The sequence below is a fragment of the Pseudoxanthomonas sp. genome (assembly GCF_051953815.1).
Classification (GTDB): Bacteria; Pseudomonadota; Gammaproteobacteria; order Xanthomonadales; family Xanthomonadaceae; genus Pseudoxanthomonas_A.
Genome location: NZ_JBQCIJ010000052.1, coordinates 23,164 through 43,886, shown reverse-complemented (window position 1 = coordinate 43,886; position 20,723 = coordinate 23,164). Strand labels below are relative to the sequence as shown.

The following is a 20,723-nucleotide window of genomic DNA, read 5'->3' as shown; positions in this document are numbered from 1 at the left end:
GGAAGTCTAGTCCGCCTGCTGCTGCGGAGCCGAACGCTCGGGCTGGATCAGCCGAGGTGTTCGGCAAGAAAAGCCAGCGTGCGCTGCCACGCCATGGCCGCGCTGGCTGCGTCGTAGCTGTCGCGGCAGTCGCAGTTGAAGCCGTGGTCCGCCTCGTACTCGTACAGCGGCGCGCCCGGGTTGGCCGACGCGACTGCCGCGCGGTCGGCGGCGGTGATGTGGGTGTCCTTCAGGCCGTAGTGGAACATCAGCGGCGCCGCGGCTGGCTTGCCGACCAGCTGCGTGTTGCCGCCGCCGTAATAGCTCACGCCGGGCACGCCGAGCTCGATGGCGGCTGCATAGGCGATCGTGCCGCCCCAGCAAAAACCGACGGTGCCGACCCTGCCGGCCCTGGCTACGCGTTTGGCCGCGGCGGCCACGTCCTGCAGCGCGCGCTCCAGGCTCACCTGCGCCTTCAGCGCCACGCCTTCGCGCATGCCCTCGGCGTCGTAGTCCAGCTCCACACCCGGCTTCGCCGAGTCGAACAGCGCCGGGGCGATCGCCACGTAGCCGGCAGCGGCGAGGCGGTCGGCGATGTCGCGGATGTGCGCGTTCACGCCGAAGATTTCCTGCACGACCACGACACCGCCGCGGGGCGAGCTGGCGGGCTCGGTGAGGTAGGCGCCGATCGGCGTGGTGCTGGAGAGTTCGATCATCTGGCCCATGGGCACTCCTTTGATGGGATGGGGAAAGGCGCGACAGGGTAATACCTGCCGTGTCAGGCATGCGTGGTGAACTAGGGTCCGGACGCGTGCGGCTGGGCGCCGCGGTACAATGTTGGGCTGCCTCATCCGGTAACTGTCATGTCCGCCCAACCTACCTCCCAGAAGATCGGCTTCGTCAGCCTCGGCTGCCCCAAGGCGCTGGTCGATTCCGAGCGCATCCTCACCCAGCTCAAGGTGGAGGGTTACGAGATCGTGCCCAGCTACGACGCGGCCGACGCGGTGGTGGTGAACACCTGCGGTTTCATCGACGCGGCGGTGCAGGAGTCGCTGGACGCCATCGGCGAGGCGCTGCACGAGAACGGCAAGGTGATCGTCACCGGTTGCCTGGGCAAGCGCGAGGAATTGATCCGCGAGGCCTACCCGGACGTGCTGTCGATCAGCGGCCCGCAGGACTACGCCAGCGTGATGAGCGCGGTGCACACGGCGCTGCCGCCGGCGCGCAACAAGTTCCTGGACCTGGTGCCCGACACGGGCATCAAGCTCACGCCCAAGCACTACGCGTATCTGAAGATCTCCGAAGGCTGCAATCACCGCTGCAGCTTCTGCATCATCCCGTCCATGCGTGGCGATCTGGTGTCGCGTCCGGTCGACGACGTGCTGCGCGAGGCGGAGTGCCTGGTCCGGGGCGGGGTGAAGGAACTGCTGGTGGTGTCGCAGGACACCTCGGCCTACGGCGTCGACCTGAAGTACGCCGAGCGCGAATGGGGCGGCAAGACCTACGCCACCCGCATGAAGGCGCTGTGCGAGGGGTTGTCCTCGCTCGGGGCGTGGACGCGCCTGCACTACGTTTATCCGTATCCGCACGTGGACGACGTCATTCCGCTGATGGCCGAAGGCAAGGTGCTGCCGTATCTGGACATTCCGTTCCAGCACGCCAGCCCGCGCATCCTCAAGCTGATGAAGCGTCCCGGCGCGGTCGACAAGACCCTGGAGCGGGTGCAGCGCTGGCGGGCGATGTGCCCGGAACTGACCCTGCGCTCGACCTTCATCGTCGGCTTCCCCGGCGAGACCGAGGCCGAATTCGAGTCGCTGCTGGATTTCCTCGACGAGGCGCAGCTGGATCGCGTGGGCGCGTTCGCCTATTCGCCGGTCGACGGCGCGGCCGCCAACGCGCTGCCGGATCCGGTGCCGGAGGAAGTGAAGCAGGAACGCCTGGCCCGTTTCATGGAACGGCAGGCGGCCATCTCCGCCGCGCGCCTGGAAGCGAAGATCGGCAGCGTGCAGCGTTGCCTGGTGGATCTGCTGGAAGACGGCATCGCGGTCGCGCGCTCGTCGGCCGATGCGCCGGAAATCGACGGTCTGGTGCATATCCAGAACGCCGAGGAAGCCGGCCTGCGCGTAGGCGATTTCGTCGACGTGGAGATCACCGACAGCGACGAACATGACCTGTTCGGCGATGCCGTCGTCAAAGCGGACGCCGCGCCGATCGACCTCAAGGTGCTGTGACCGGAACGGCGGCGGCCGCGGGCGCGGAACGTCGCCGGTTTGTCGCGCCCCCGCGCGGTTACCCGACCGCCAGCGGATTCGCGCATCCGCTGTTTGAAGGCCTGTCGGCCTATCGCGATCTGATCGTTTCGGCCCGCTGGCCGGATGTCGACGTGCTCAATGCGCGACTGCCACTGGCCGGACGACGCTTCATCGACCAGGACCAGGCGCTGGCCGCCGACGGGCTGCATTACGAGTCGCGGGTCGCGCAGGGCCGCATCGCCACCCGCGCCGGTAACTGGCACGATCTGTTCAACGCATTGGTCTGGGGACGCTACCCGGCCATCAAGGCGGCGCTCAATGCGCGCCAATGCCTGCACATCGCGCGCAACGGTCCCCATCGGCGCAACCGCGCGCAGGAAGCGCTTACCCAGTTCGACGAAACCGGCGTGATCGTGCGGGTGCGCGACGCCGCGCTGCTCGACGCGTGGGATCGCCATGACTGGTCGGGCCTGTTCCGCGGCCGGATCGAGGGTTGGCGGCGCGGCGACCTCGCCATTGCCGCGGTGGTAGGCCACGCACTGATGGAGCAGGCGCTGTTGCCGGGGCGGCGGCTGGTGGGCAAATGCCTGGTGGTCCGAGCCGAAACCGGGGAGGACGCCCTGGCGCGCGTCACCGAGGCCATCGAGGCGGGAGAGGTCCTGGCTGACCCGCTGGAACTGCGTCCATTGCCATTGGCCGGCGTTCCGGGCTGGCATCCGCACCAGGATGCCGGTTTCTACACGCAGGCCGATTACTTCCGTCCGTTGCGGGAAGGTCGGCGCTATCCGCCGCCGCTGGTCAGTTCGCGTAGCTGACGTCCACCACCGCGAAGCGGGCGGGGCCGCCCGGCAGTTCCACCGGGAATTCGTCGTCGATGCGCTTCTTCAGCATCGCCCGCGCCAGCGGCGAATCGATGCTGATCCAGCCGCGCGGCGCATCGGTTTCGTCGGGACCGACGATGCGGTAGCGCGAAGTCTCTCCGCTGGCGATGTTCTCCACCTCCACCCAGGCGCCGAAGAACACCGCCTCCGGATCCGAAGGCGCGCCCTCGACCACGCGCAGGGCCTCCAGTCGTTTGCTCAGGTAACGCACGCGGCGATCGATCTCGCCCAGCTGTTTCTTGCGGTAGGTGTACTCGGCGTTCTCCGAGCGATCGCCTTCCGCGGCGGCGGCGGCCAGCGCCTTGACCACTTCCGGGCGCCGGACGCGCCACAGCTCGTCCAGTTCCGCCTTCAGGCGATCGTGGCCTTCGCGGGTGATCAGGGCGGTGCTCTTTTCGGCAGGGGGACGCCAGCGGGACATGCGGACAGGAAAGCCTTGCGGAGTACTTTGCGGAACAGGATAGATCAGGGCGGCGGCAGTGGAATCAAGCGCGCGCCAGGGTCTTCTCGTAGCGCCACACTTCGAGATCGAAGATGCCGGCCGGCGTGTCGAGACGGTTGATCATGTTGCCCGCAAGCGTCCAGCCCTGGCGGGTGTAGAAGCGCGCGGCACGCTCATTGCCGATGGCGCAGGCCAGCCAGGCGCGGGAGACGCCGGCCCGGGCCTGGCGCGCTTCGGCGTCGGCCAACAGCATGGCCGCCACGCCGCTGCCACGCGCGGCGGCGCCCACGTACAGCTGGTACATCTCGTCGCCCTTGATCATGGCGAAACCGAGCGGCTGGCCGATGGCGCCGATCGTGCGCACCCGGGGCAGGCCATCCGCGAGGCGTTCGGCGAAACTGGCCAGGGTCCGGTGACGCGCCAGTGCCGGCGGCAGGATGGCCGCGTGGGCGTCCTGCCAGCCGTCGTGCCACAGGCGCGCCAACGCTTCGATTTCGGAAGGTTCGGCCTGTCTGATCCGCATGCTCCGTCTCGCCTCGCGGCCGCGCTGCCCTCGGCCGCCGCGTCAGCGGCGCCCGCCGAAGATACTGCCCAGGATGCCGCGCACGATCTGGTTGCCCAGCTTGGTGCCGATGGTGCGGGTGGTCTGCTTGGCCATGGTCTCGATCATGCCTTGGCGGCGTTTGGTGCCGAACACCGCATCCTTGACCGCCTGGCCAAAGCCGCCGGCGTCGGGATCTTCCTTCTCGGATTTTGCGGCCGGCGCGTTGGCGGTCTGCATGGCGGCGTCGGCGCGCCTGGCCAGCATTTCCGCCGCCGATTCGCGGTCGATGCGGTTGTCGTACTTGGCGCCGACCGGGCTGCCGGCGCGGACCTGCGCGCGTTCGGCGTCGTTGATGGCGCCCATCCGGCAACGCGGCGGCGACACCAGGGTCTGCTGCACGGGCGAGGGCACGCCTTTGTCCTGCAGCGTCGAGACCAGCGCCTCGCCGGTGCCCAGCCGCGAAATCGCCTCGGCCACGTCCAGCTTGGGATTGGGGACGAACGTCTGCGCGGCCGTCTTCACCGCCTTCTGATCACGCGGGGTGAACGCGCGCAGCGCGTGCTGCACGCGGTTGCCCAACTGGCCCAGGATGTTGTCGGGCACGTCGTCGGGGAACTGCGAGCAGAAGTACACGCCGACGCCCTTGGAACGGATCAGCCGCACGACCTGTTCGATGCGCTGCTTGAGCGCGGGCGGGGCATCGTCGAACAGCAGGTGCGCCTCGTCGAACACGAACACCAGTTTCGGCTTGTCCAGATCGCCCACTTCCGGCAGGGTCTCGAACAGTTCCGACAACAGCCACAGCAGGAAGCTGGAGTACAGGCGCGGTTTGAGGATCAGCTGATCCGCGGCCAGGATGTTGACCACGCCGCGGCCATCCAGGTGGGTGCGCATCAGATCCGGCAACTCTAGCGCCGGCTCGCCGAAGAACATCTCGCCGCCCTCCTGCTCCAGCCGCAGCAACGCGCGCTGGATGGCGCCGACCGACTGCGTGCTGACCAGGCCGTAGCTGGTCGAGATGTCCTTGCGCTCGTCGGCGACCAGGCCGAGCAGGGCGCGCAGATCCTCCAGATCCAGCAGCAGCAGCCCGCGGTCGTCGGCCAGCTTGAACACGATGTCGAGCACGCCGGCCTGGGTGTCGTTGAGTTCCAGGATGCGCGAGAGCAGGGTGGGGCCCATCTCGCTGACCGTGGTTCGTACCGGATGGCCAAGCTTGCCGTACAGATCCCAGAACACCACCGGGCTCGCGCCGGGCGCGTAGTCGGCGATGCCGATGTCGCGGGCGCGCTGGAGCACCTTCTCGTTGCCGTCGCCGGCCACCGCCAGCCCCGCGACATCGCCCTTCACGTCGGCCAGGAACACCGGCACGCCCAGCCGCGAGAAGCCTTCGGCCAGGGTCATGAGGGTGACGGTCTTGCCGGTGCCGGTGGCGCCAGCCACCAGACCGTGACGGTTGCCGAATTTCGGCAGCAGGGTGACGGGGATGTCGTCGGTGGTGCCTTTGCCCAACAGAATCGGATCCATGAGGTGCCTCGCAGTCTGGTCGGCTGATTCTAGCGATCCCGCATGTCCGCGGGCGTAACGCCGGAACGGTGCTCGGCTTGCCCCGGGATCCGGGCGCCGCTACCCTGCGGCGACCGTTTTCCTTTGCAAGTGTCGATGTCCCAGCCGAAATTCCCCCTGCGTGCCTGGTCGTGCCTGGCCGTCCTCCTGCCGGCCCTGCTGCTGGCCCCCGCCGCCCAGGCCCAGCGCGTGTCCGCCAAGGACAGGGCCGCCATCGACGTGTTGAACGCGCGCATGGCCGCCGCCGAGAAACGCTACCGCGACGGCCTGGTGCTGGTGGCCAACAGCGATCCCAAGGGCACCACCGAGACCGATGCCGCGCTGGAGGACATGGAGGACGTGCTGGACGCCTGCATCAAGCAGCGCGGCTGCCAGACCCATACCCTGCTGACCACCTACAAGCGCCTGCTCAAGGATGCCTCCGACGGTGGCGGCGAGGCCGAGGAGGAAACCACCAGCGTCGATCCCCTCGATGACGGCAGCGATCATTCGGCGCTCGCCCAGGCCATCCCGGAAGCCCAGCGCGCCGCATCGCTGCTCAACGACCAGCGCCACGCATTCGACAAGATGGTCGAGTACAACCCGGCCGTGCAGGCCGGCATCCGCCGCTGGCTGACCGACATGCGCGGCGCGCTGATCACCAGCTACGAGAACTACCAGAACATGCGCGCTGAAATGTATCCGGACTGGGAGCGCAGCAAACTGCCGGAAGCCCTGCTGTTCGGCATCATGGCCAAGGAATCCAACGGCCGCGTGCACGCCACCTCGCGCGCCGGCGCGGCCGGCCCGTTGCAGTTCATGTACGCCACCGGCAAGCGTTTCGGGCTGGGGCCGGACGGCACCGGTTTCGACACCCGCTACGACCCGGCTTTCGCCGGCGAGGCCAGCGCCGCCTATATGAACGAGCGCATGCGCGAACTCAACAACAACATCGAGTTCGCGCTGGCCGCCTACAACGGCGGAGAAGGACGCGCGGCGCGCGTGTACCGGCAGTATCCCGGCCGCAGCTTCTGGGACGAAGTGGTGTACAGCCAGTTCCCGGGCGAGACCCGCGACTATGTGCCGATGGTGATCGCGGCGGCGTGGCTGTTCCTGCACCCCAAACAGTACGGCCTGGAGTTTCCGAAGGTGGACGTGCATCCGGCCCCGCTGAGGCTGGCGCGCGACAGTTCGATCTACGAGCTGACCATCTGCCTGGGCAACGGCGGCACCCGCGAGGGTTTCATGCGCGTGCTGCGCAACCTCAATCCGCGCTACGAGGCCGAAGCCTGGATTCCGGCCGGCACCACGCTCAAGGCCAACACCCGCATCGCCGGCCTGTACAACCGTTATTGCGTCAGCGGTCCGCGCGCGGACCTGGCGCGCACCCTGGTCCGCGCCGACGTCAGCGCCGCGATCAAGCGCACGCCGCTGACCGGCACCGTGGCGGTGGGCGATGTCACTCCGGTGGCCGGCGTGCCGACCACGGTCGCTTCCGGCGAGCCCAAGCCCGCCGAGCCCAAGGCGAAGCAGGCGCGCGACTACCGGGTCGCCAAGGGCGACACCCTGGGCCGCATTTCGCAGCGCTACCAGTGCGATCTGAAGAAACTGGCGCGCGCGAACGGCCTCAAGGGGCCTGCCTACAACGTGCGGCCAGGCCAGTCGATCCAGTTGGAAAGCTGCAAAAAATGATCTGAAGTGCCGGGGCGGCGAACGATGCGAAGGAATGCAATCTGGTTGTCCGCCGCCGCCGTCAGCGCGGCGCTTGCCATCGTCGGCGCCGAAGTGGATGGCCTGCGTGTCCTGCATTATCTGTTCAAGCCGCTGACCACGCTGCTGATCGCGGCCATGGTGTGGCGGATGGCCACGAGCGGGCACGGCTATCGGCGCGCGGTACTGGCGGGACTGCTGCTGTCGCTGCTGGGCGATGTGTTCCTGATGCTGCCGGGTGACTGGTTCGCATTCGGCCTGGGCAGCTTCCTGCTGGCGCACTTGTGTTACTTGCGGGCGCTGCGGATGCGGGGCGGCTGGTTTCGTCCCGTCTGGCCGGTGCTCGCCTATGGCGTGATCGCGGCGGCGATGCTGGCATACCTGTGGCCGCACCTGCCGACGGAACTGAAAGTTCCCGTCGTCGTCTATGTGGCGGCGCTGGCCGGCATGGCCGCGCAGGCGGCGTGCGTCTGGCGTGAACACCCGCGCGTCGCGACCGCGCTGGCCGCGGCGGGCGGCGCCTGCTTCGTGATATCCGACGCCCTGCTGGCCGTCGATCGCTTCGCCGTCAAGATTCCCTTCGCGAGCGTGTGGGTGCTGGTGAGTTACTGGATGGCGCAGTGGTTGATCGGGCGCTCCACGATGCCGTTTTCCGGCGCGCCGCGACGCTGAATCCCGAGGAGGGAGCGAGATGGGGAAGAGGGAAGAGCGGCGTACGGATGAGATTCCGCGTGGGGCGGTGTGGGTGCTTCGGGCCGGGACCGTCCTGGCCTGGTGCCTGTCGCTTGTCGGCTTTCTTGGCGCCATGACGTTGCTGGAAGAGGCCGCGCGAAATTGGTTCCTGCCGGAAGTGCCGCTCGCGCTGGGCACGGTTGTCCTGTATTGGCTGCTGACCGTCCTGATCCACGAGTCGGGGCATGCGCTGGCGGCGCATCGGAAGGGCATGCGGTTGATGCGCCTGTGGGCGGGGCCATTGGACATCATGTTCCAGCGGCGTGGATTCCGCTGGCGCCTGGCGAAACCTGCGCTCGGCCTGCATGGATTTGTCCAGGCCTATCCCGATCCCGCGGTTGGGCTTCGTTCCACCATGCTGGGATTTGTGCTGGGCGGTCCGGCCGCGAATCTGCTCGCCGCGTTGCTGGCCATGTTGCTGGCCTGGGGCGTTGACGTGGAGCGGGAGGGATTTATCCATGCTTTCGCCCTGATCAATGGCGTGGCGGGCATCGTGAATCTCATCCCCATGCTCGGAGGCGCGGCCAGCGATGGAATGCTGCTCTGCTTCTGGGGCCGGCATCCACCGGATGCGCAGTCGCCATCGTTGGCCTATCTGCGGCTGATGTCGCTTTCGGCGTTCGGTACCACCGCCGATCGGCTGCCACCCGAGCTGATCGACGAATTGGATACGCAAGGTGCCCTGGCGTCCCTGGTCGTGGTGTGGATACGGGTGAAGGCGGCGCAGAATCTGGGAGAGTGGAGCACCGTAGAAGAACTGGAGCGGCGACAGGCGCAATTGCTGCCCGGATTGTCGAAAGGAGAGCAGCGGACGAACAAGCCCTTGCTCGCGCTTCTTGGACTGGAACTGGCATTTTCCCGTGCAATGCATGAGCAACGGATCGAATCGCTCGGAACGTTCGGCTTCGGAAAGGGCGTCGATTGGCTGGCGCCGCATCTGCGGCATCGTTTCGCGGCGCTGGAGTTCGCGCTTGCGGGAGAATGGGCGGGCGCGGAGGAGTCGTTGCGGCGCGCAAGGCGTCATGCCGAAGCCTCCGCCGATGGCGCACTCGCCGAAAGCGAAAGCAGGATCGCCCGGCATATCCGCGCGCTCGAACCGGCCTCCCGCCGACCCTGCGGGCAACTTGCCGGCTAACCCGCTTTCGCCGTCACCGCGGCTATCGAAGCATCGGCGGGATCGCCAGCGCCTAGACGGCGGCGGTCGCGCTCCGCCGCGCCAGCGCCTGTCCCAGCCGTACCGGCGATTCGGCGTGCAGTTCCGGCGCAAGCTCGGCCACGCCCGGCGGCAGCAGGACGATCACCGTCGAGCCGTAGTTGAAGCGCGCCATTTCCTCGAAGCGATCCAGGGTGATGCCCTTGCCGCGATAGTCCTTGCGGGTAATCCGATCGCCGTAGGCGGGAATTTCCACGCCGCTCCAGACCGTCTCCACGCCCGACACCAGCAGCGCGCCGACCATCACCGAGACCATCGGTCCGAAGTCGGTGTCGAAATGGCAGACCAGGCGTTCGTTGCGGGCGAACAGGCCCGGCACGCTGGCGACGGCGTCGGTGCCGACGCTGAAGAGACGGCCGGGTACGTGCACGGTCTCGCGCAGGGTGCCGTGCCAGGGCATGTGGACCCGGTGGTAGTCACGCGGCGACAGGTACACCGTCGCGTACAAACCGTTGCGGAAGGGTTCGGCGTCGGCGGCGTCGCCCAGCAGTTCGGCGGCGGTGAACGACTGGCCCTTGGCCTGGAAGATGCGACCTTCCTGGATGGGGCCGCATTGGCTGATATGGCCGTCGGCCGGCATCAGCAGCGCGCGCGGATCCGGATCGGCCACGCGCGCGCCGGGCTTCAGCGCGCGGGTGAAGAAGGCGTTGAAGCTGGGATAGGCGCGCGCGTCGGGTTCGGCGGCCTCGGACAGATCCACCCGGAAGCGACGCACCACCGCGTCGATCAGCCACTGCTTGATGGCCGGCGAGGTGGAATACGCCAACCGACGCGCCAGCGAGGACAGCAGGCGGTGCGGCAGGACGTAGGTGAGCGCGGTGACCGGACTCATCGCGCGGCGGCCTCGGTCAGTGCCTGCATGTCGGTGGCGATGGCATCCGGGCGGAACGGCGGGCGGATCAGCCCGGCCAGGCGTCCCTGCGGATCCAGCACGGCGATGGCGGAGGAGTGGTCCATTGAATAGTCGTTGGGATTCTGCTCGAAGCCCTTGCCCGGGACTTTCATGAAGACGAACCCCAGCGACTTGGCGAAGTTCTCCAGGGTCGGCGTGTCGGCGGTCGCCGCCAGCGTGTCGGGGTGGAAGGCGTGCGCGTACTCGCCGACCTTGTTGGGGGTGTCGCGTTCCGGGTCCACCGACACGAACAGCACCCGCGGGCGGGTCGAATCGGGCAGGGCGCGCCACTGGTTCTGCGACTGGGCCAGTTCGGCCAGGGTGGTCGGGCAGACGTCCGGGCAGAAGGTGAAGCCGAGGAACACCAGGGTCCAATGACCCTTCAGTTCGCCGGAGGCCAATTGCGTACCATCGGACTGCCGCAGCGAGAATTCGGGCAGCGGGCGCGCCTGCGGGAACATCGTCACCGCCTGCGTCGCCGGCCAGGCCTGGGCGGGGCCGGCGGGGCCGAAGAACTTCTGCGCGGCCAGCAGGCCCAGGCCGGCGGCCAGCGCCAGCAGCAGGATGATCCCGAACTTCTTGTTGAACATGGCGGTCTCGCGGGAAGGCCGGCGTGGCTGCGGTTTCGGGCCGTGCCGGCGGACCCGACATGATACCGGCGCAACGCCTATAATCGGGAACCGGACCCCACCGGCCCTTTCCCCCGTCTTTACGCCATGACTGCCGACGCAGCCGCAGAACTGCATACCCTCATCGACCTGATCCGTTACGGCGCGAGCCGCTTCAACGAGGCCGGCCTGACCTTCGGGCACAGCTATGACAACGCCCTCGATGAGGCGACCCATCTGGTGCTGCACACGCTGCATCTGCCGCCCGATCTGGGCCCGGCCTATGGCCAGGCGCGGGTGACCGGCGCCGAGAAGGCGGAAATCCTGGCGCTGTTCAAGCGCCGCGTGGAAGAGCGCGTTCCGGTGGCCTACCTGACCGGTGAGGCCTGGTTCGCCGGGCTGAGCTTCAAGAGCGACGCGCGCGCGCTGGTGCCGCGCTCGCCGATCGCCGAGCTGATCGAATCCGGTTTCGAGCCCTGGCTGGGCGGGCGCGAGGTCAACCACGCGCTGGACCTGTGCACCGGTTCGGGCTGCATCGCGATCGCGATGGGGCACTACAACCCGGAGTGGCAGGTCGACGGCGTCGACATCAGCGACGACGCGCTGGCGCTGGCGGCCGAGAACAAGGCGCGCCTGCACGCGGACAACGTGCAACTGGTGAAGTCGGATCTGTTCGCCGGGCTGGGCGGGCGCCACTACGATCTGATCGTCACCAATCCGCCCTATGTCACCAACGACGAGACCGACGCCCTGCCCAAGGAGTATTCCTTCGAGCCGGAACTCGGCCTGCGTGCCGGCGACGACGGCCTGGATCTGGTGCTGAAGATCCTGCGTGACGCGCCGCTGCACCTCAGCCAGGAAGGCCTGCTGATCTGCGAGGTCGGCGAATCCGAGCACGCGCTGATGAAGCTGCTGCCGGAGGTCGAGTTCGCCTGGATCGAGTTCAAGGTCGGCCAGATGGGCATTTTCGCGGTCGAGTGCGCCGAACTGATCCGGCACAACAAGCACATCCGTGCGCTGGCGGACGCGCGAAAATGAAACGCGCCTTCGATGGCGCCACGCCATCCCGCAGTTGACGCCGGGCTCGCTCGGCGACGCGTCCGGGCCTACCGGAACAGCGGAGCAGGCTCCGCTCCACATGAGACACCGCCTTGAGCAGCAACAGTTTCGGAAAACTCCTCACCGTCACCACGTTCGGCGAATCGCACGGACCGGCGATCGGCTGCGTGATCGACGGTTGCCCGCCCGGGCTGGCGATCGCGCCGGAGGAGTTCCGGCATGACCTGGAGCGTCGCGCCACCGGCAAGAGCCGGCACACCTCGGCGCGGCGCGAAGCCGACGAGGTGGAAATCCTCAGCGGCGTCTACGAAGGCCTGACCACCGGCACGCCCATCGCGCTGCTGATCCGCAACACCGATCAGCGCAGCAAGGACTACGCCAACATCGCCAGCCAGTTCCGTCCCGGCCATGCCGACTACACCTATTGGCAGAAGTACGGCATCCGCGATCCGCGCGGCGGCGGACGTTCCTCCGCGCGCGAGACGACCATGCGCGTGGCCGCCGGCGTGATCGCCAAGAAGTGGCTGGCGCAGCGCCATGGCGTGACGGTCCGCGGTTATCTGTCGCAACTGGGTCCGGTCACGCCGGAAGGCTTCGACTGGAACGTGGTCGAGGACAATCCCTTCTTCTGGCCGCACGCCGCGCAGGTGCCGGCGCTGGAAAGCTACATGGACGCGCTGCGCAAGTCCGGCGACTCGATCGGCGCGCGCGTCAACGTGGTCGCCGACGGCGTGCCGCCGGGCTGGGGCGAGCCGATCTACGGCAAGCTCGACGGCGATCTGGCCGCCGCGCTGATGAGCATCAACGCGGTCAAGGGCGTGGAGATCGGCGATGGCTTCGCCGCGATCACCCAGAAGGGCACCGAGCACCGCGACGAGATGACCCCGGCAGGCTTCCTGTCCAACCATGCCGGCGGCATCCTCGGCGGCATCTCGACCGGTCAACAGGTCACCGCCTCGATCGTGCTCAAGCCCACTTCCAGCCTGCGCCTGCCGGGCCGCACGGTGGATGTGGCCGGCCAGCCGGCGGAGGTGATCACCACCGGCCGCCACGATCCCTGCGTGGGCATCCGGGCCACCCCGATCGCCGAGGCGATGATGGCGCTGGTGCTGATGGATCACGCGCTGCGCCATCGCGCGCAGTGCGGCGACGTGGGCGATGTGCCGCCACGGGTGCCGGGACAGGCCGATGGCTGAACCCCGTCGCCGCGTCTGGGTCTCGCAGCCGTTGTTCGATGACGTCATCGGACGACTCGGCGAATACTTCGACGTGCGCGACACCGCCGAGGTGCGGGCCTATACGGCGGAACAGATCGCCGCCCACCTGCACGACGCGGACGGCGCCGTGGTCACCCTCAACGAGCGCATCGGCGCCGCCGAGATCGCCGGAGCGCCGCGCCTGAAGGCCATCGCCAACGTCGGCGTCGGCTACAACAACCTGGACATCCCGGCGCTGGACGCGGCCGGCATCGTGGCGACCAATACGCCCGACGTGCTGACCGAGACCACCGCCGACTTCGGTTTCGCCCTGCTGATGGCCACCGCCCGCCGCATCACCGAGGCCGAGCGCTGGCTGCGCGAGGGCCAATGGCGGCAGTGGTCGTTCAGCACGATGCTGGGCACGGATCTGCACGGCAGCACCCTGGGCATCCTCGGCATGGGCCGGATCGGCCAGGGCATCGCGCGTCGCGCCGCCGGCTTCGGGATGCGCGTCCTGTACCACAACCGCCATCGCGTCGACGCGGCGATCGAGCGGGAGTGCCGCGCCGGATACGTCGATTTCGACACGCTGCTGGCCAGTGCCGATCATCTTGTGCTGGTGCTGCCGTATTCGCCGGACGTCCATCATCTGATCGACGCCGCCGCGCTGGCGAAGATGAAGCCGACCGCCACCCTGGTGAACATCGCCCGTGGCGGCCTGATCGACGAGGCCGCGCTCGCCGACGCGCTGGCGCGGGGCCGGTTGGCGGCGGCGGGCCTGGACGTATACGAAGGCGAGCCGGATGTCCGTCCGGAACTGCTCGCGCTGCGCAACGTGGTGCTGACGCCGCATATCGCCAGCGCCAGCCTGGCCACCCGGCGCGCCATGGTCAGCCTGGCGGTGGACAATCTCATCGCCGCGCTCGGCGAAGGCCCGGACGCCGGCCGTCCGGCCACCCCGATCAACCCGGCCGTGCTGGCCGTCCGCCGTGACGACGACAAAGCCACCGCGATTAAACGATAGGGAGCCTCTGGCCTTCCCGGAGGTTCCCCGAACACAGCCCCCCATTGCTGTCCGCTGTCTTCCTTCATCCCTATCCCTCTTTCGCGAATTCCATTCATGAGCAATCAGAACCGCAGTTTCAATGTCGCCGTCGTGGGCGCCACCGGCGCCGTGGGCGAAACCATGCTGTCCATCCTCGCCGAGCGCGATTTCCCGATCGGCAAGCTGGTCGTGCTGGCCTCGGAGCGTTCGGCCGGCGGCGAGGTCGAGTTCAACGGCCAGAAGATCACCATCCAGGATCTGGCCACGTTCGATCCGGCCGGCATCGACATCGCCCTGTTCTCGGCCGGCGGCAGCGTCTCCAAGGAATACGCACCGAAGTTCGCCGCCGCTGGCGCGGTGGTGATCGACAATTCCTCGGCCTTCCGTTACGACGACGACGTGCCGCTGGTGGTCAGCGAGGTCAATCCCGAGCAGGTGCAGAATCGTCCGCGCGGCATCATCGCCAACCCCAACTGCTCGACCATGCAGATGCTGGTCGCGCTGGCGCCGATCCATCGCAAGGCCGGCATCGAGCGCATCAACGTGGCGACCTACCAGTCGGTGTCGGGCGGTGGCCGTTCGGCGCTGGAGGAACTGGGCCGCCAGACCGGCGCGCTGCTCAACTTCCAGGATCCGGATCCGCAGCGCTTCCCGGTGCAGATCGCGTTCAACCTGATTCCGCACATCGACGAGTTCCTCGACAACGGCTTCACCAAGGAGGAGATGAAGCTGGTGTGGGAGACCCGCAAGATCCTCGGCGACGACAGCATCCAGGTGAATCCGACCGCCGTGCGCGTGCCGGTGTTCTACGGCCATTCCGAGGCGGTCAACGTCGAGACCAGGGTCAAGCTGGGCGCGGCCGAGGCGCGCGCGCTGCTGGAGAACGCGCCGGGCGTGGAAGTGGTGGACGACCGGGCCCCCGGCGGCTACCCGACCCCGGTGACGCATGCCTCGGGCACCGACCCGGTCTACGTCGGCCGCATCCGCGAGGACCTGTCGCACCCGCGTGGCCTGAACCTGTGGATCGTCTCGGACAACATCCGCAAGGGCGCGGCCCTGAACGCCGTGCAGTTGGCGGAACTGGTGGCGAAAAACGGTTGAACCGTTATAGTCGGCGCCATCGTGGCAAAGGGGACGGCTTGATGCCGAGGGCGGGATACCGATGGCGCAGCCTGGCCGCGCTGGCGCTGCTGTTGATCAGCAGCTCGGCGCTGGCATTGGGACTGGGCGAGATCCGGGTGAAATCCTCGCCCGGACAGCCGCTGCTGGCCGAGATCCCGATCATCTCCAGCGAGCCGGGCGAACTGGAGCAGCTGCGCGCCCAGCTCGCATCCCCGACCACCTTCGAGCGGGTCGGCCTGCCCAGGCCGACCGGCCTGGTCGGCAATCTCGACTTCGCGGTCGCGCTGGACGACGCGGGTCGGCCCGTCATCCGGGTGACGACGCAGGAGCCGGTCACCGTGCCGGTGCTGAACTTCCTGGTCGAAGTGGACTGGGGCCAGGGCCGGCTGGTGCGCGAGTACTCCGCGCTGGTCGACTCGCCCGGTACCGTCGCGGCCGCCGCGCAACCGGTCATCGATGCGCCGCAGGCGGCGCCGGACGACACCATCGCCCGCCCGGCCGAGCCGGTCGCGGCGGTCGAGCCTTCTCCGCCGGCCGAGACGGCGGGCGGCGTTTCGGGACGGACGACCACGACGGCCACCCCGGCGGCAGCCCCGGCAGCCGGCAGGTCCGCGCAGGCGGGCGATCAACTGACGGTCGCGCGTGGCCAGACCCTGTCCGGCATCGCACGCGGGATCGCCGGTGGACAGGGGCTCGACCAGACCATGATCGCGCTGCTGCGCGCCAATCCCGAAGCCTTCATCGGCGGCAACGTCAATCGCCTGAAGCAGGGGGCGGTGCTGCGGATCCCGGCGTCGGACGAGATCGCGCGCCTGGGACAGGCGGAAGCAGCGGCGCTGGTGCGCAACCAGATCGACGAATGGCGGCAGGCGCGCCGGCCGATTCCGCAGCCGGCGGCGATCGCGTCGGCGTCGACGTCGTCTCCGGCGGATGCGCCGGCGCGCGCGAACGAAGCCCGCCTGGAGATCGCGCCGCCGTTGGCGAGCGCGGCCGCGCGTGCAGGAACACAATCCGGCGTCGAAGCCGGTGGCGAGGGCAACATGCTGGCGAACCAACAGGCACAACAGACCCAGGAAGACCTGGCCGCCCGTGAATCGGAGGTGCAGGAACTGCGTGCACAGGTCGCCGAACTGGAAAAGCTGAAGCAGCAGCAGGACAAACTAATCGCGATGAAGGACAGCGATCTGGCTGCGGCGCAGCAGCGCCTGGCGCAGTCGAACGGCACCGCGTCGCCCGGAACGCCGTTGTGGGCCTGGGTCGGCTGGGGACTGTTGATCGTGGGCGCGCTGGCCTGGCTGCTGACCAGCCGCCGCCAGCGGGTCGCTCCGCCCAAACCGGCGTCGCGCAAACCGCTGTTCGAAACGCCCGCGGTCGTCGCATCGGCGTCCACCGTCGCCGACGAGCCCGTCGCCGAAGCCGCCGCGCCGTCGCCGGTCCCCGTCCAAGCCGCGTCGGTCCGGCCGACCTGGCACTCGGGCGAATCCCCCGCCGACGCAATCGCCAGCGTCGCGCCGCTCAATCCCGCGCCGGCGGGGCGCGAGCGGCTGGAACTGGCGGTCGCGTATCTGGATCTGGGTGACACCGTCACCGCGCGCGATCTGCTGAACGAAGTCGCGGCCGGCCATGACGAGGCCGCGCGCCAGGAAGCCCTGCAGCTGCTGCGCGATCTCGGCTGATGCGGGCAGGGAGTCGTTGATGCGTTACGCGCTGGGCGTCGAATACGACGGCAGCGGATTCCAGGGCTGGCAGCGCCTGAGCAAGTCCGGTACGCCGGACGAGACCAGCGTGCAGTCGGTCCTGGAAAACGCGCTCTCGCGGGTGGCCAACGCACAGGTCGACACCATCTGCGCGGGCCGCACGGACGCCGGTGTGCATGCGCAGTGCCAGGTCGTCCATTTCGACAGCGATGCGCCGCGCGATCCGCGCAGCTGGGTACTGGGCGCCACCGCCAATCTTCCGCCGGCGGTCTGCGTGCGCTGGTGCCAGCCGGTGGCGGAAGATTTCAACGCGCGTTTTTCCGCCCGGGCCCGCCGCTACCGCTACCGACTGGTCAACCGCATCGTCCGGCCCGCGCTGGGCCGGCACACCCTGAGCTGGGAGCGGATGCCGCTGGATGCGGACGCGATGCATCGCGCCGCCCAGGCGCTGCTCGGCGAGAACGACTTCAGCGCGTTCCGCACCGTGCATTGCCAGTCGCCGCACGCCTTCCGCGAACTGCAGGCGATTTCCGTGCAGCGCGAGGGCGAGCAGGTCCGGGTCGACGTGCAGGCCAATGCCTTCCTGCACCACATGGTGCGCAATATCGTCGGGTCGCTGCTGGTGGTCGGACGTGGCGAGAAGCCGGAAAGCTGGATCGCCGAACTGCTGGCGGGCCGTGATCGCACCGTGGCCGGTCCGACCGCGCCGCCCGATGGCCTGGTCTTCATCAGCCCGCTGTATCCGGCGCACTGGCGACTGCCGGACGAAGTGACGCTGCCGGGCTAGCGGTTCGCCCCGCGTCGCCTGGCCGTCACGCCGCGGACCTTGCGTGAAGGGCAGGGTACGCGGAAGCTCTTCCCGATTCCCGATTCCCGATTCCCGATTCCCGATTCCCGATTCCCGATTCCCGATTCCCGATTCCCGATTCCCATGCCCACCCGCATCAAATTCTGTGGATTGACCCGAGCCGAGGACGTGCGCGCCGCGGTGGAACTGGGCGTGGACTATGTGGGGCTGGTGTTCGCGCCGCGCAGTCCGCGCCGTCTGCTGATCGGGCAGGCGCGCATGCTGCGCGATCTGGTGCCCGAGGAAATCGCGGTGGTCGCGTTGATGATGGACAACCCGGCCGGCGACGTGGAAAGCGTCATCGAACACGTGCGCCCGGATCTGCTGCAATTCCACGGTGGCGAGGAGGACGCGTTCTGCGCCGGCTTCCCGCTGCCGTTCCTGAAGGCCATCGCGATGGGCGGCGCCAGCGAGAGCGCGTTCACCGCGGTCGCGCGCTATCCGTCCGCGCATGGGTTCCTGTTCGACGGCCATGCCGCGGGCGAGCAGGGCGGCAGTGGCAAGCGCTTTGACTGGAAGCAGATGCCGCAGGCGGTCGAACGTCCGTATCTGCTGGCTGGCGGACTCTCCGCGGACAATGTCGCGGTCGCCATCCGTACCGCGCATCCCTGGGGCGTGGATGTCTCCAGCGGCATCGAATCGGCGCCGGGGGTCAAGGACATCGAGAAGATGCGCCAGTTCGTCGAGGAAGTCCGTCGCGCCGATCAGCGCGGACAGCAGACCTAGATCCGCGCCGCGGGTATTGGCGCGTTCTCCGGCCCGGATGCGCCGGCGGCGAGTTCGTGTTCGAGCCAGTCGCCCAGGCGGTCCACGCGCGGATCCGTCGCGCCGCGCCGGCAGGCGAGAATCCAGGCGCCGCCGGTCGCGCTGAACCCCCACGGCGCCAGCAGGCGACCGGCCTCCAGATCGGCGGCTACCAGCGGCTCGGGGGCGATCGCCACGCCGATGCCGGCGAGCGCGGCTTCCAGCAGATAGTAGAGATGCTCGAATCCGCCGCCGTAGCGCAGGCGGGCGGGATCGATCCCGTGCCGTGCCGCCCAGGCCGGCCAGGCCTGCGGACGCGAGGCCGTGTGCAGCAGCGGTTCCTCCAGCAGGCGATCCGGCGAGGCGCTGGCGGGATGGCGCGGGCTGACGACCGGGCCGATGCGTTCCGGGGCCAGTTCGCGCACCTGCCAGCCGGCGGGCCACGGCGCTTCGGCCAGCAGGAGGGCGGCGTCCAATCCGGTCAGATCGGTATCGAAGCCGCCTTCCTGGGCGGCCAGATGCAGGGTGAGTCCCGGCAGATCGCGTCCCAGTTGCTCCAGCCGCGGAATCATCCAGCGCGCCAGCAGGCTGCCCGGACAGCCGAGCACGAGGGTGGAGGGGGTGTCGCGGCGCAGGCGCAGGGTCGTTTCCTGCAACCGGGTGAAGGCGGCGGCCGCGGCTTCCTGCAACTGGCGGCCGGCGGGCGTGAGCCGCAGGCCGCGCCCCTCGCGGGAAAACAGCGCCAGGCCCAGGTCCGTCTCAAGCAGCCGGATCTGCCGGCTGACCGCGCCGTGGGTGACATGCAGTTCCCGCGCGGCAGGACCGACCCCGCCGAGCCGGGCGGTGGCCTCGAAGGCACGCAGGGCATTGAGCGGAGGCAGGCGGGTGTTCATTTCGTGTGAGTTTATCTCACCAATGATGCAGAAAGAATCGATTTTTGCGAAGGCATGTGTGCGCTAAGCTCATCGCTCCCGTCCGTGCCCGCCGTCGTTCTCCATGTCCGAATCCCGACCCGCCGACTTTCACGCCTTCCCCGACGCCCGTGGCCATTTCGGCCGGTTCGGCGGCCGCTTCGTCGCCGAGACCCTGATCGGGCCACTGCAGGAACTGGCCGCGGCCTACGACCAGGCCCGCCAGGATCCGGCGTTCCTGGCCGCCTTCGACCATGATCTGAAGCACTACGTCGGCCGCCCCAGTCCCATCTACGAGGCGACCCGGCTGTCGCGCGAAGTCGGCGGCGCGCGTATCCTGCTCAAGCGCGAGGACCTGAACCACACCGGCGCGCACAAGATCAACAACACCATCGGCCAGGCCCTGCTGGCCAGCCGGATGGGCAAGCCCCGGATCATCGCCGAGACCGGCGCCGGCCAGCACGGCGTGGCCAGCGCCACCGTCGCCGCCCGGCTGGGGCTGGAGTGCGTGGTCTACATGGGCGCCACCGACATCGAGCGCCAGAAGATCAACGTCTACCGGATGAAGCTGCTGGGCGCGACCGTGGTGCCGGTGACCTCGGGGTCGGCGACCCTGAAGGACGCGTTGAACGAGGCGATGCGCGACTGGGTGACCAACGTGCACGACACCTTCTACATCATCGGCACCGTGGCCGGTCCGGACCCGTATCCGCGCATGGTCCGCGATTTCAACGCCGTGGTCGGGCGGGAGGCGCGCGCGCAGATGCTGGAGGACTATGGCCGCCTGCCCGACGTCATCACCGCCTGTGTCGGCGGCGGCAGCAACGCCATCGGCCTGTTCCATGCCTTCCTCAACGATGCGGACGTGCAGATCGTCGGCGCCGAAGCGGCCGGCGACGGCATCGACACCGGCCGCCACGCGGCGTCCATCGCCGCGGGCCGGCCCGGCGTGCTGCACGGCAACCGCACCTACGTGCTGTGCGACGACGACGGCCAGATCATCGAAACCCATTCGGTTTCCGCCGGCCTGGACTATCCCGGCGTCGGCCCGGAACACGCCTTCCTGGCCGAGACCGGCCGCGCCCGCTATGTGGGCGTGACCGACGACGAAGCCCTGGCCGCCTTCCACCAGTTGGCCCGCACCGAGGGTATCCTTGCGGCGCTCGAGTCCAGCCACGCCGTGGCGCAGGCCATCAAGCTCGCCCGGGATCTGCCGCGCGACGCGCTGGTCCTGTGCAACCTGTCCGGACGGGGCGACAAGGACGTACATACCATCGCCGCGCGCGAGAACCTCCATTTCTAAG

The 20,723-nt window shown here is 68.6% G+C and carries 20 protein-coding genes; 13 read left to right on the top strand and 7 right to left on the bottom strand.

The annotated features are described in order from the left end of the window. Positions 1–47: 47 nt before the first annotated feature. Positions 48–704 carry a dienelactone hydrolase family protein gene (locus ACTHN1_RS16750; protein ID WP_440257200.1) on the bottom strand — a complete coding sequence of 219 codons (657 nt, stop codon included), beginning with the start codon at positions 702–704 and terminating at the stop codon, positions 48–50. A 138-nt stretch (positions 705–842) separates the two neighbouring features. Here ACTHN1_RS16750 and rimO point away from each other — a divergent pair, with 138 nt between their 5' ends. Beyond that, positions 843–2,210, top strand: a complete 1,368-nt coding sequence (gene rimO, locus ACTHN1_RS16745; protein WP_440472070.1) for a 30S ribosomal protein S12 methylthiotransferase RimO — start codon at positions 843–845, stop codon at positions 2,208–2,210. After that, entirely contained in the window at positions 2,207–3,046 is an 840-nt protein-coding gene (locus ACTHN1_RS16740; RefSeq protein WP_440472069.1) for a DUF3025 domain-containing protein, read from the top strand. The genes rimO and ACTHN1_RS16740 overlap by 4 nt, the downstream gene beginning before the upstream one ends. Here ACTHN1_RS16740 and greB read toward each other — a convergent pair. The 3 genes from greB to ACTHN1_RS16725 all read right to left on the bottom strand — a co-directional run bounded on the left by greB (position 3,030) and on the right by ACTHN1_RS16725 (position 5,622). After that, positions 3,030–3,533, bottom strand: a complete 504-nt coding sequence (gene greB, locus ACTHN1_RS16735; RefSeq protein ID WP_440472068.1) for a transcription elongation factor GreB — start codon at positions 3,531–3,533, stop codon at positions 3,030–3,032. The two genes, ACTHN1_RS16740 and greB, sit on opposite strands and share 17 nt — an antisense overlap. Before the next feature lie 64 nt (positions 3,534–3,597). After that, the gene (locus ACTHN1_RS16730; protein WP_440472067.1) at positions 3,598–4,077 is read right to left on the bottom strand and encodes an N-acetyltransferase family protein; all 480 of its coding nucleotides are present in this window, start codon (positions 4,075–4,077) and stop codon (positions 3,598–3,600) included. Positions 4,078–4,119: 42 nt separating this feature from the next. Then, on the bottom strand, positions 4,120–5,622 hold the full coding sequence (locus ACTHN1_RS16725; protein ID WP_440472066.1) for a helicase HerA-like domain-containing protein: 1,503 nt from the start codon (positions 5,620–5,622) through the stop codon (positions 4,120–4,122). 135 nt (positions 5,623–5,757) lie between these two features. Between ACTHN1_RS16725 and ACTHN1_RS16720 the strand changes: the two genes are divergently transcribed. The 3 genes from ACTHN1_RS16720 to ACTHN1_RS16710 are packed head-to-tail and all read left to right on the top strand — an operon-like array spanning position 5,758 to position 9,217. Next, entirely contained in the window at positions 5,758–7,332 is a 1,575-nt protein-coding gene (locus ACTHN1_RS16720) for a transglycosylase SLT domain-containing protein (RefSeq protein WP_440472065.1), read from the top strand. Positions 7,333–7,377: 45 nt separating this feature from the next. Then, complete coding sequence (locus ACTHN1_RS16715; RefSeq protein ID WP_440472064.1) at positions 7,378–8,022, top strand: lysoplasmalogenase; 645 nt, start codon at positions 7,378–7,380, stop codon at positions 8,020–8,022. Positions 8,023–8,041: 19 nt separating this feature from the next. Beyond that, complete coding sequence (locus ACTHN1_RS16710; RefSeq protein WP_440472063.1) at positions 8,042–9,217, top strand: site-2 protease family protein; 1,176 nt, start codon at positions 8,042–8,044, stop codon at positions 9,215–9,217. A gap of 52 nt (positions 9,218–9,269) precedes the next feature. Here ACTHN1_RS16710 and asd read toward each other — a convergent pair whose 3' ends face one another. Further along, on the bottom strand, positions 9,270–10,127 hold the full coding sequence (gene asd / locus ACTHN1_RS16705; protein ID WP_440472062.1) for an archaetidylserine decarboxylase: 858 nt from the start codon (positions 10,125–10,127) through the stop codon (positions 9,270–9,272). Further along, positions 10,124–10,777, bottom strand: coding sequence for an SCO family protein (locus tag ACTHN1_RS16700; RefSeq protein ID WP_440472061.1), 654 nt, complete (start codon positions 10,775–10,777; stop codon positions 10,124–10,126). Before ACTHN1_RS16700 ends, asd begins: the two co-directional genes overlap by 4 nt. 126 nt (positions 10,778–10,903) lie before the next feature. On the opposite strand from ACTHN1_RS16700, the gene prmB reads away from it, so the two are divergent. The 7 genes from prmB (at position 10,904) to ACTHN1_RS16665 (ending at position 18,490) form a co-directional block, all read left to right on the top strand. Beyond that, complete coding sequence (gene prmB / locus ACTHN1_RS16695; protein WP_440472060.1) at positions 10,904–11,833, top strand: 50S ribosomal protein L3 N(5)-glutamine methyltransferase; 930 nt, start codon at positions 10,904–10,906, stop codon at positions 11,831–11,833. A gap of 113 nt (positions 11,834–11,946) precedes the next feature. Continuing rightward, positions 11,947–13,050: a chorismate synthase gene (gene aroC, locus ACTHN1_RS16690; RefSeq protein ID WP_440472059.1), complete on the top strand. Its 1,104-nt coding sequence runs from the start codon at positions 11,947–11,949 to the stop codon at positions 13,048–13,050. Continuing rightward, entirely contained in the window at positions 13,043–14,077 is a 1,035-nt protein-coding gene (locus ACTHN1_RS16685) for a 2-hydroxyacid dehydrogenase (RefSeq protein ID WP_440472058.1), read from the top strand. Before aroC ends, ACTHN1_RS16685 begins: the two co-directional genes overlap by 8 nt. A gap of 96 nt (positions 14,078–14,173) precedes the next feature. Next, positions 14,174–15,199: an aspartate-semialdehyde dehydrogenase gene (locus tag ACTHN1_RS16680; protein WP_440472057.1), complete on the top strand. Its 1,026-nt coding sequence runs from the start codon at positions 14,174–14,176 to the stop codon at positions 15,197–15,199. Positions 15,200–15,240: 41 nt separating this feature from the next. Then, positions 15,241–16,896: a type IV pilus assembly protein FimV gene (locus ACTHN1_RS16675; protein ID WP_440472056.1), complete on the top strand. Its 1,656-nt coding sequence runs from the start codon at positions 15,241–15,243 to the stop codon at positions 16,894–16,896. A 19-nt stretch (positions 16,897–16,915) separates the two neighbouring features. Beyond that, entirely contained in the window at positions 16,916–17,704 is a 789-nt protein-coding gene (gene truA / locus ACTHN1_RS16670) for a tRNA pseudouridine(38-40) synthase TruA (protein WP_440472055.1), read from the top strand. Positions 17,705–17,848: 144 nt separating this feature from the next. Beyond that, on the top strand, positions 17,849–18,490 hold the full coding sequence (locus ACTHN1_RS16665) for a phosphoribosylanthranilate isomerase (RefSeq protein ID WP_440472054.1): 642 nt from the start codon (positions 17,849–17,851) through the stop codon (positions 18,488–18,490). On the opposite strand, the gene ACTHN1_RS16660 is transcribed toward ACTHN1_RS16665, so the two are convergent. After that, a complete protein-coding gene (locus ACTHN1_RS16660) occupies positions 18,487–19,401 on the bottom strand; it encodes a LysR family transcriptional regulator (protein ID WP_440472053.1) in 915 nt (304 codons plus the stop codon). The genes ACTHN1_RS16665 and ACTHN1_RS16660 overlap by 4 nt on opposite strands. A gap of 103 nt (positions 19,402–19,504) precedes the next feature. Here ACTHN1_RS16660 and trpB point away from each other — a divergent pair, with 103 nt between their 5' ends. Continuing rightward, the gene (gene trpB / locus ACTHN1_RS16655; RefSeq protein WP_440472052.1) at positions 19,505–20,722 is read left to right on the top strand and encodes a tryptophan synthase subunit beta; all 1,218 of its coding nucleotides are present in this window, start codon (positions 19,505–19,507) and stop codon (positions 20,720–20,722) included. Position 20,723 lies beyond the last annotated feature (1 nt).

Bases quoted from the DNA above. Each gene is read 5' to 3' on its own strand.
- ACTHN1_RS16720 (WP_440472065.1), top strand. From the start codon at position 5,758: ATGTCCCAGCCGAAATTCCCCCTGCGTGCCTGGTCGTGCCTGGCCGTC.
- ACTHN1_RS16725 (WP_440472066.1), bottom strand. From the start codon at position 5,622: ATGGATCCGATTCTGTTGGGCAAAGGCACCACCGACGACATCCCCGTC.
- ACTHN1_RS16665 (WP_440472054.1), top strand. From the start codon at position 17,849: ATGCCCACCCGCATCAAATTCTGTGGATTGACCCGAGCCGAGGACGTG.
- trpB (WP_440472052.1), top strand. From the start codon at position 19,505: ATGTCCGAATCCCGACCCGCCGACTTTCACGCCTTCCCCGACGCCCGT.
- ACTHN1_RS16685 (WP_440472058.1), top strand. From the start codon at position 13,043: ATGGCTGAACCCCGTCGCCGCGTCTGGGTCTCGCAGCCGTTGTTCGAT.
- rimO (WP_440472070.1), top strand. From the start codon at position 843: ATGTCCGCCCAACCTACCTCCCAGAAGATCGGCTTCGTCAGCCTCGGC.
- greB (WP_440472068.1), bottom strand. From the start codon at position 3,533: ATGTCCCGCTGGCGTCCCCCTGCCGAAAAGAGCACCGCCCTGATCACC.
- ACTHN1_RS16730 (WP_440472067.1), bottom strand. From the start codon at position 4,077: ATGCGGATCAGACAGGCCGAACCTTCCGAAATCGAAGCGTTGGCGCGC.
- asd (WP_440472062.1), bottom strand. From the start codon at position 10,127: ATGAGTCCGGTCACCGCGCTCACCTACGTCCTGCCGCACCGCCTGCTG.
- ACTHN1_RS16750 (WP_440257200.1), bottom strand. From the start codon at position 704: ATGGGCCAGATGATCGAACTCTCCAGCACCACGCCGATCGGCGCCTAC.
- truA (WP_440472055.1), top strand. From the start codon at position 16,916: ATGCGTTACGCGCTGGGCGTCGAATACGACGGCAGCGGATTCCAGGGC.
- ACTHN1_RS16700 (WP_440472061.1), bottom strand. From the start codon at position 10,777: ATGTTCAACAAGAAGTTCGGGATCATCCTGCTGCTGGCGCTGGCCGCC.
- prmB (WP_440472060.1), top strand. From the start codon at position 10,904: ATGACTGCCGACGCAGCCGCAGAACTGCATACCCTCATCGACCTGATC.
- ACTHN1_RS16710 (WP_440472063.1), top strand. From the start codon at position 8,042: ATGGGGAAGAGGGAAGAGCGGCGTACGGATGAGATTCCGCGTGGGGCG.
- ACTHN1_RS16660 (WP_440472053.1), bottom strand. From the start codon at position 19,401: ATGAACACCCGCCTGCCTCCGCTCAATGCCCTGCGTGCCTTCGAGGCC.
- ACTHN1_RS16680 (WP_440472057.1), top strand. From the start codon at position 14,174: ATGAGCAATCAGAACCGCAGTTTCAATGTCGCCGTCGTGGGCGCCACC.
- ACTHN1_RS16675 (WP_440472056.1), top strand. From the start codon at position 15,241: ATGCCGAGGGCGGGATACCGATGGCGCAGCCTGGCCGCGCTGGCGCTG.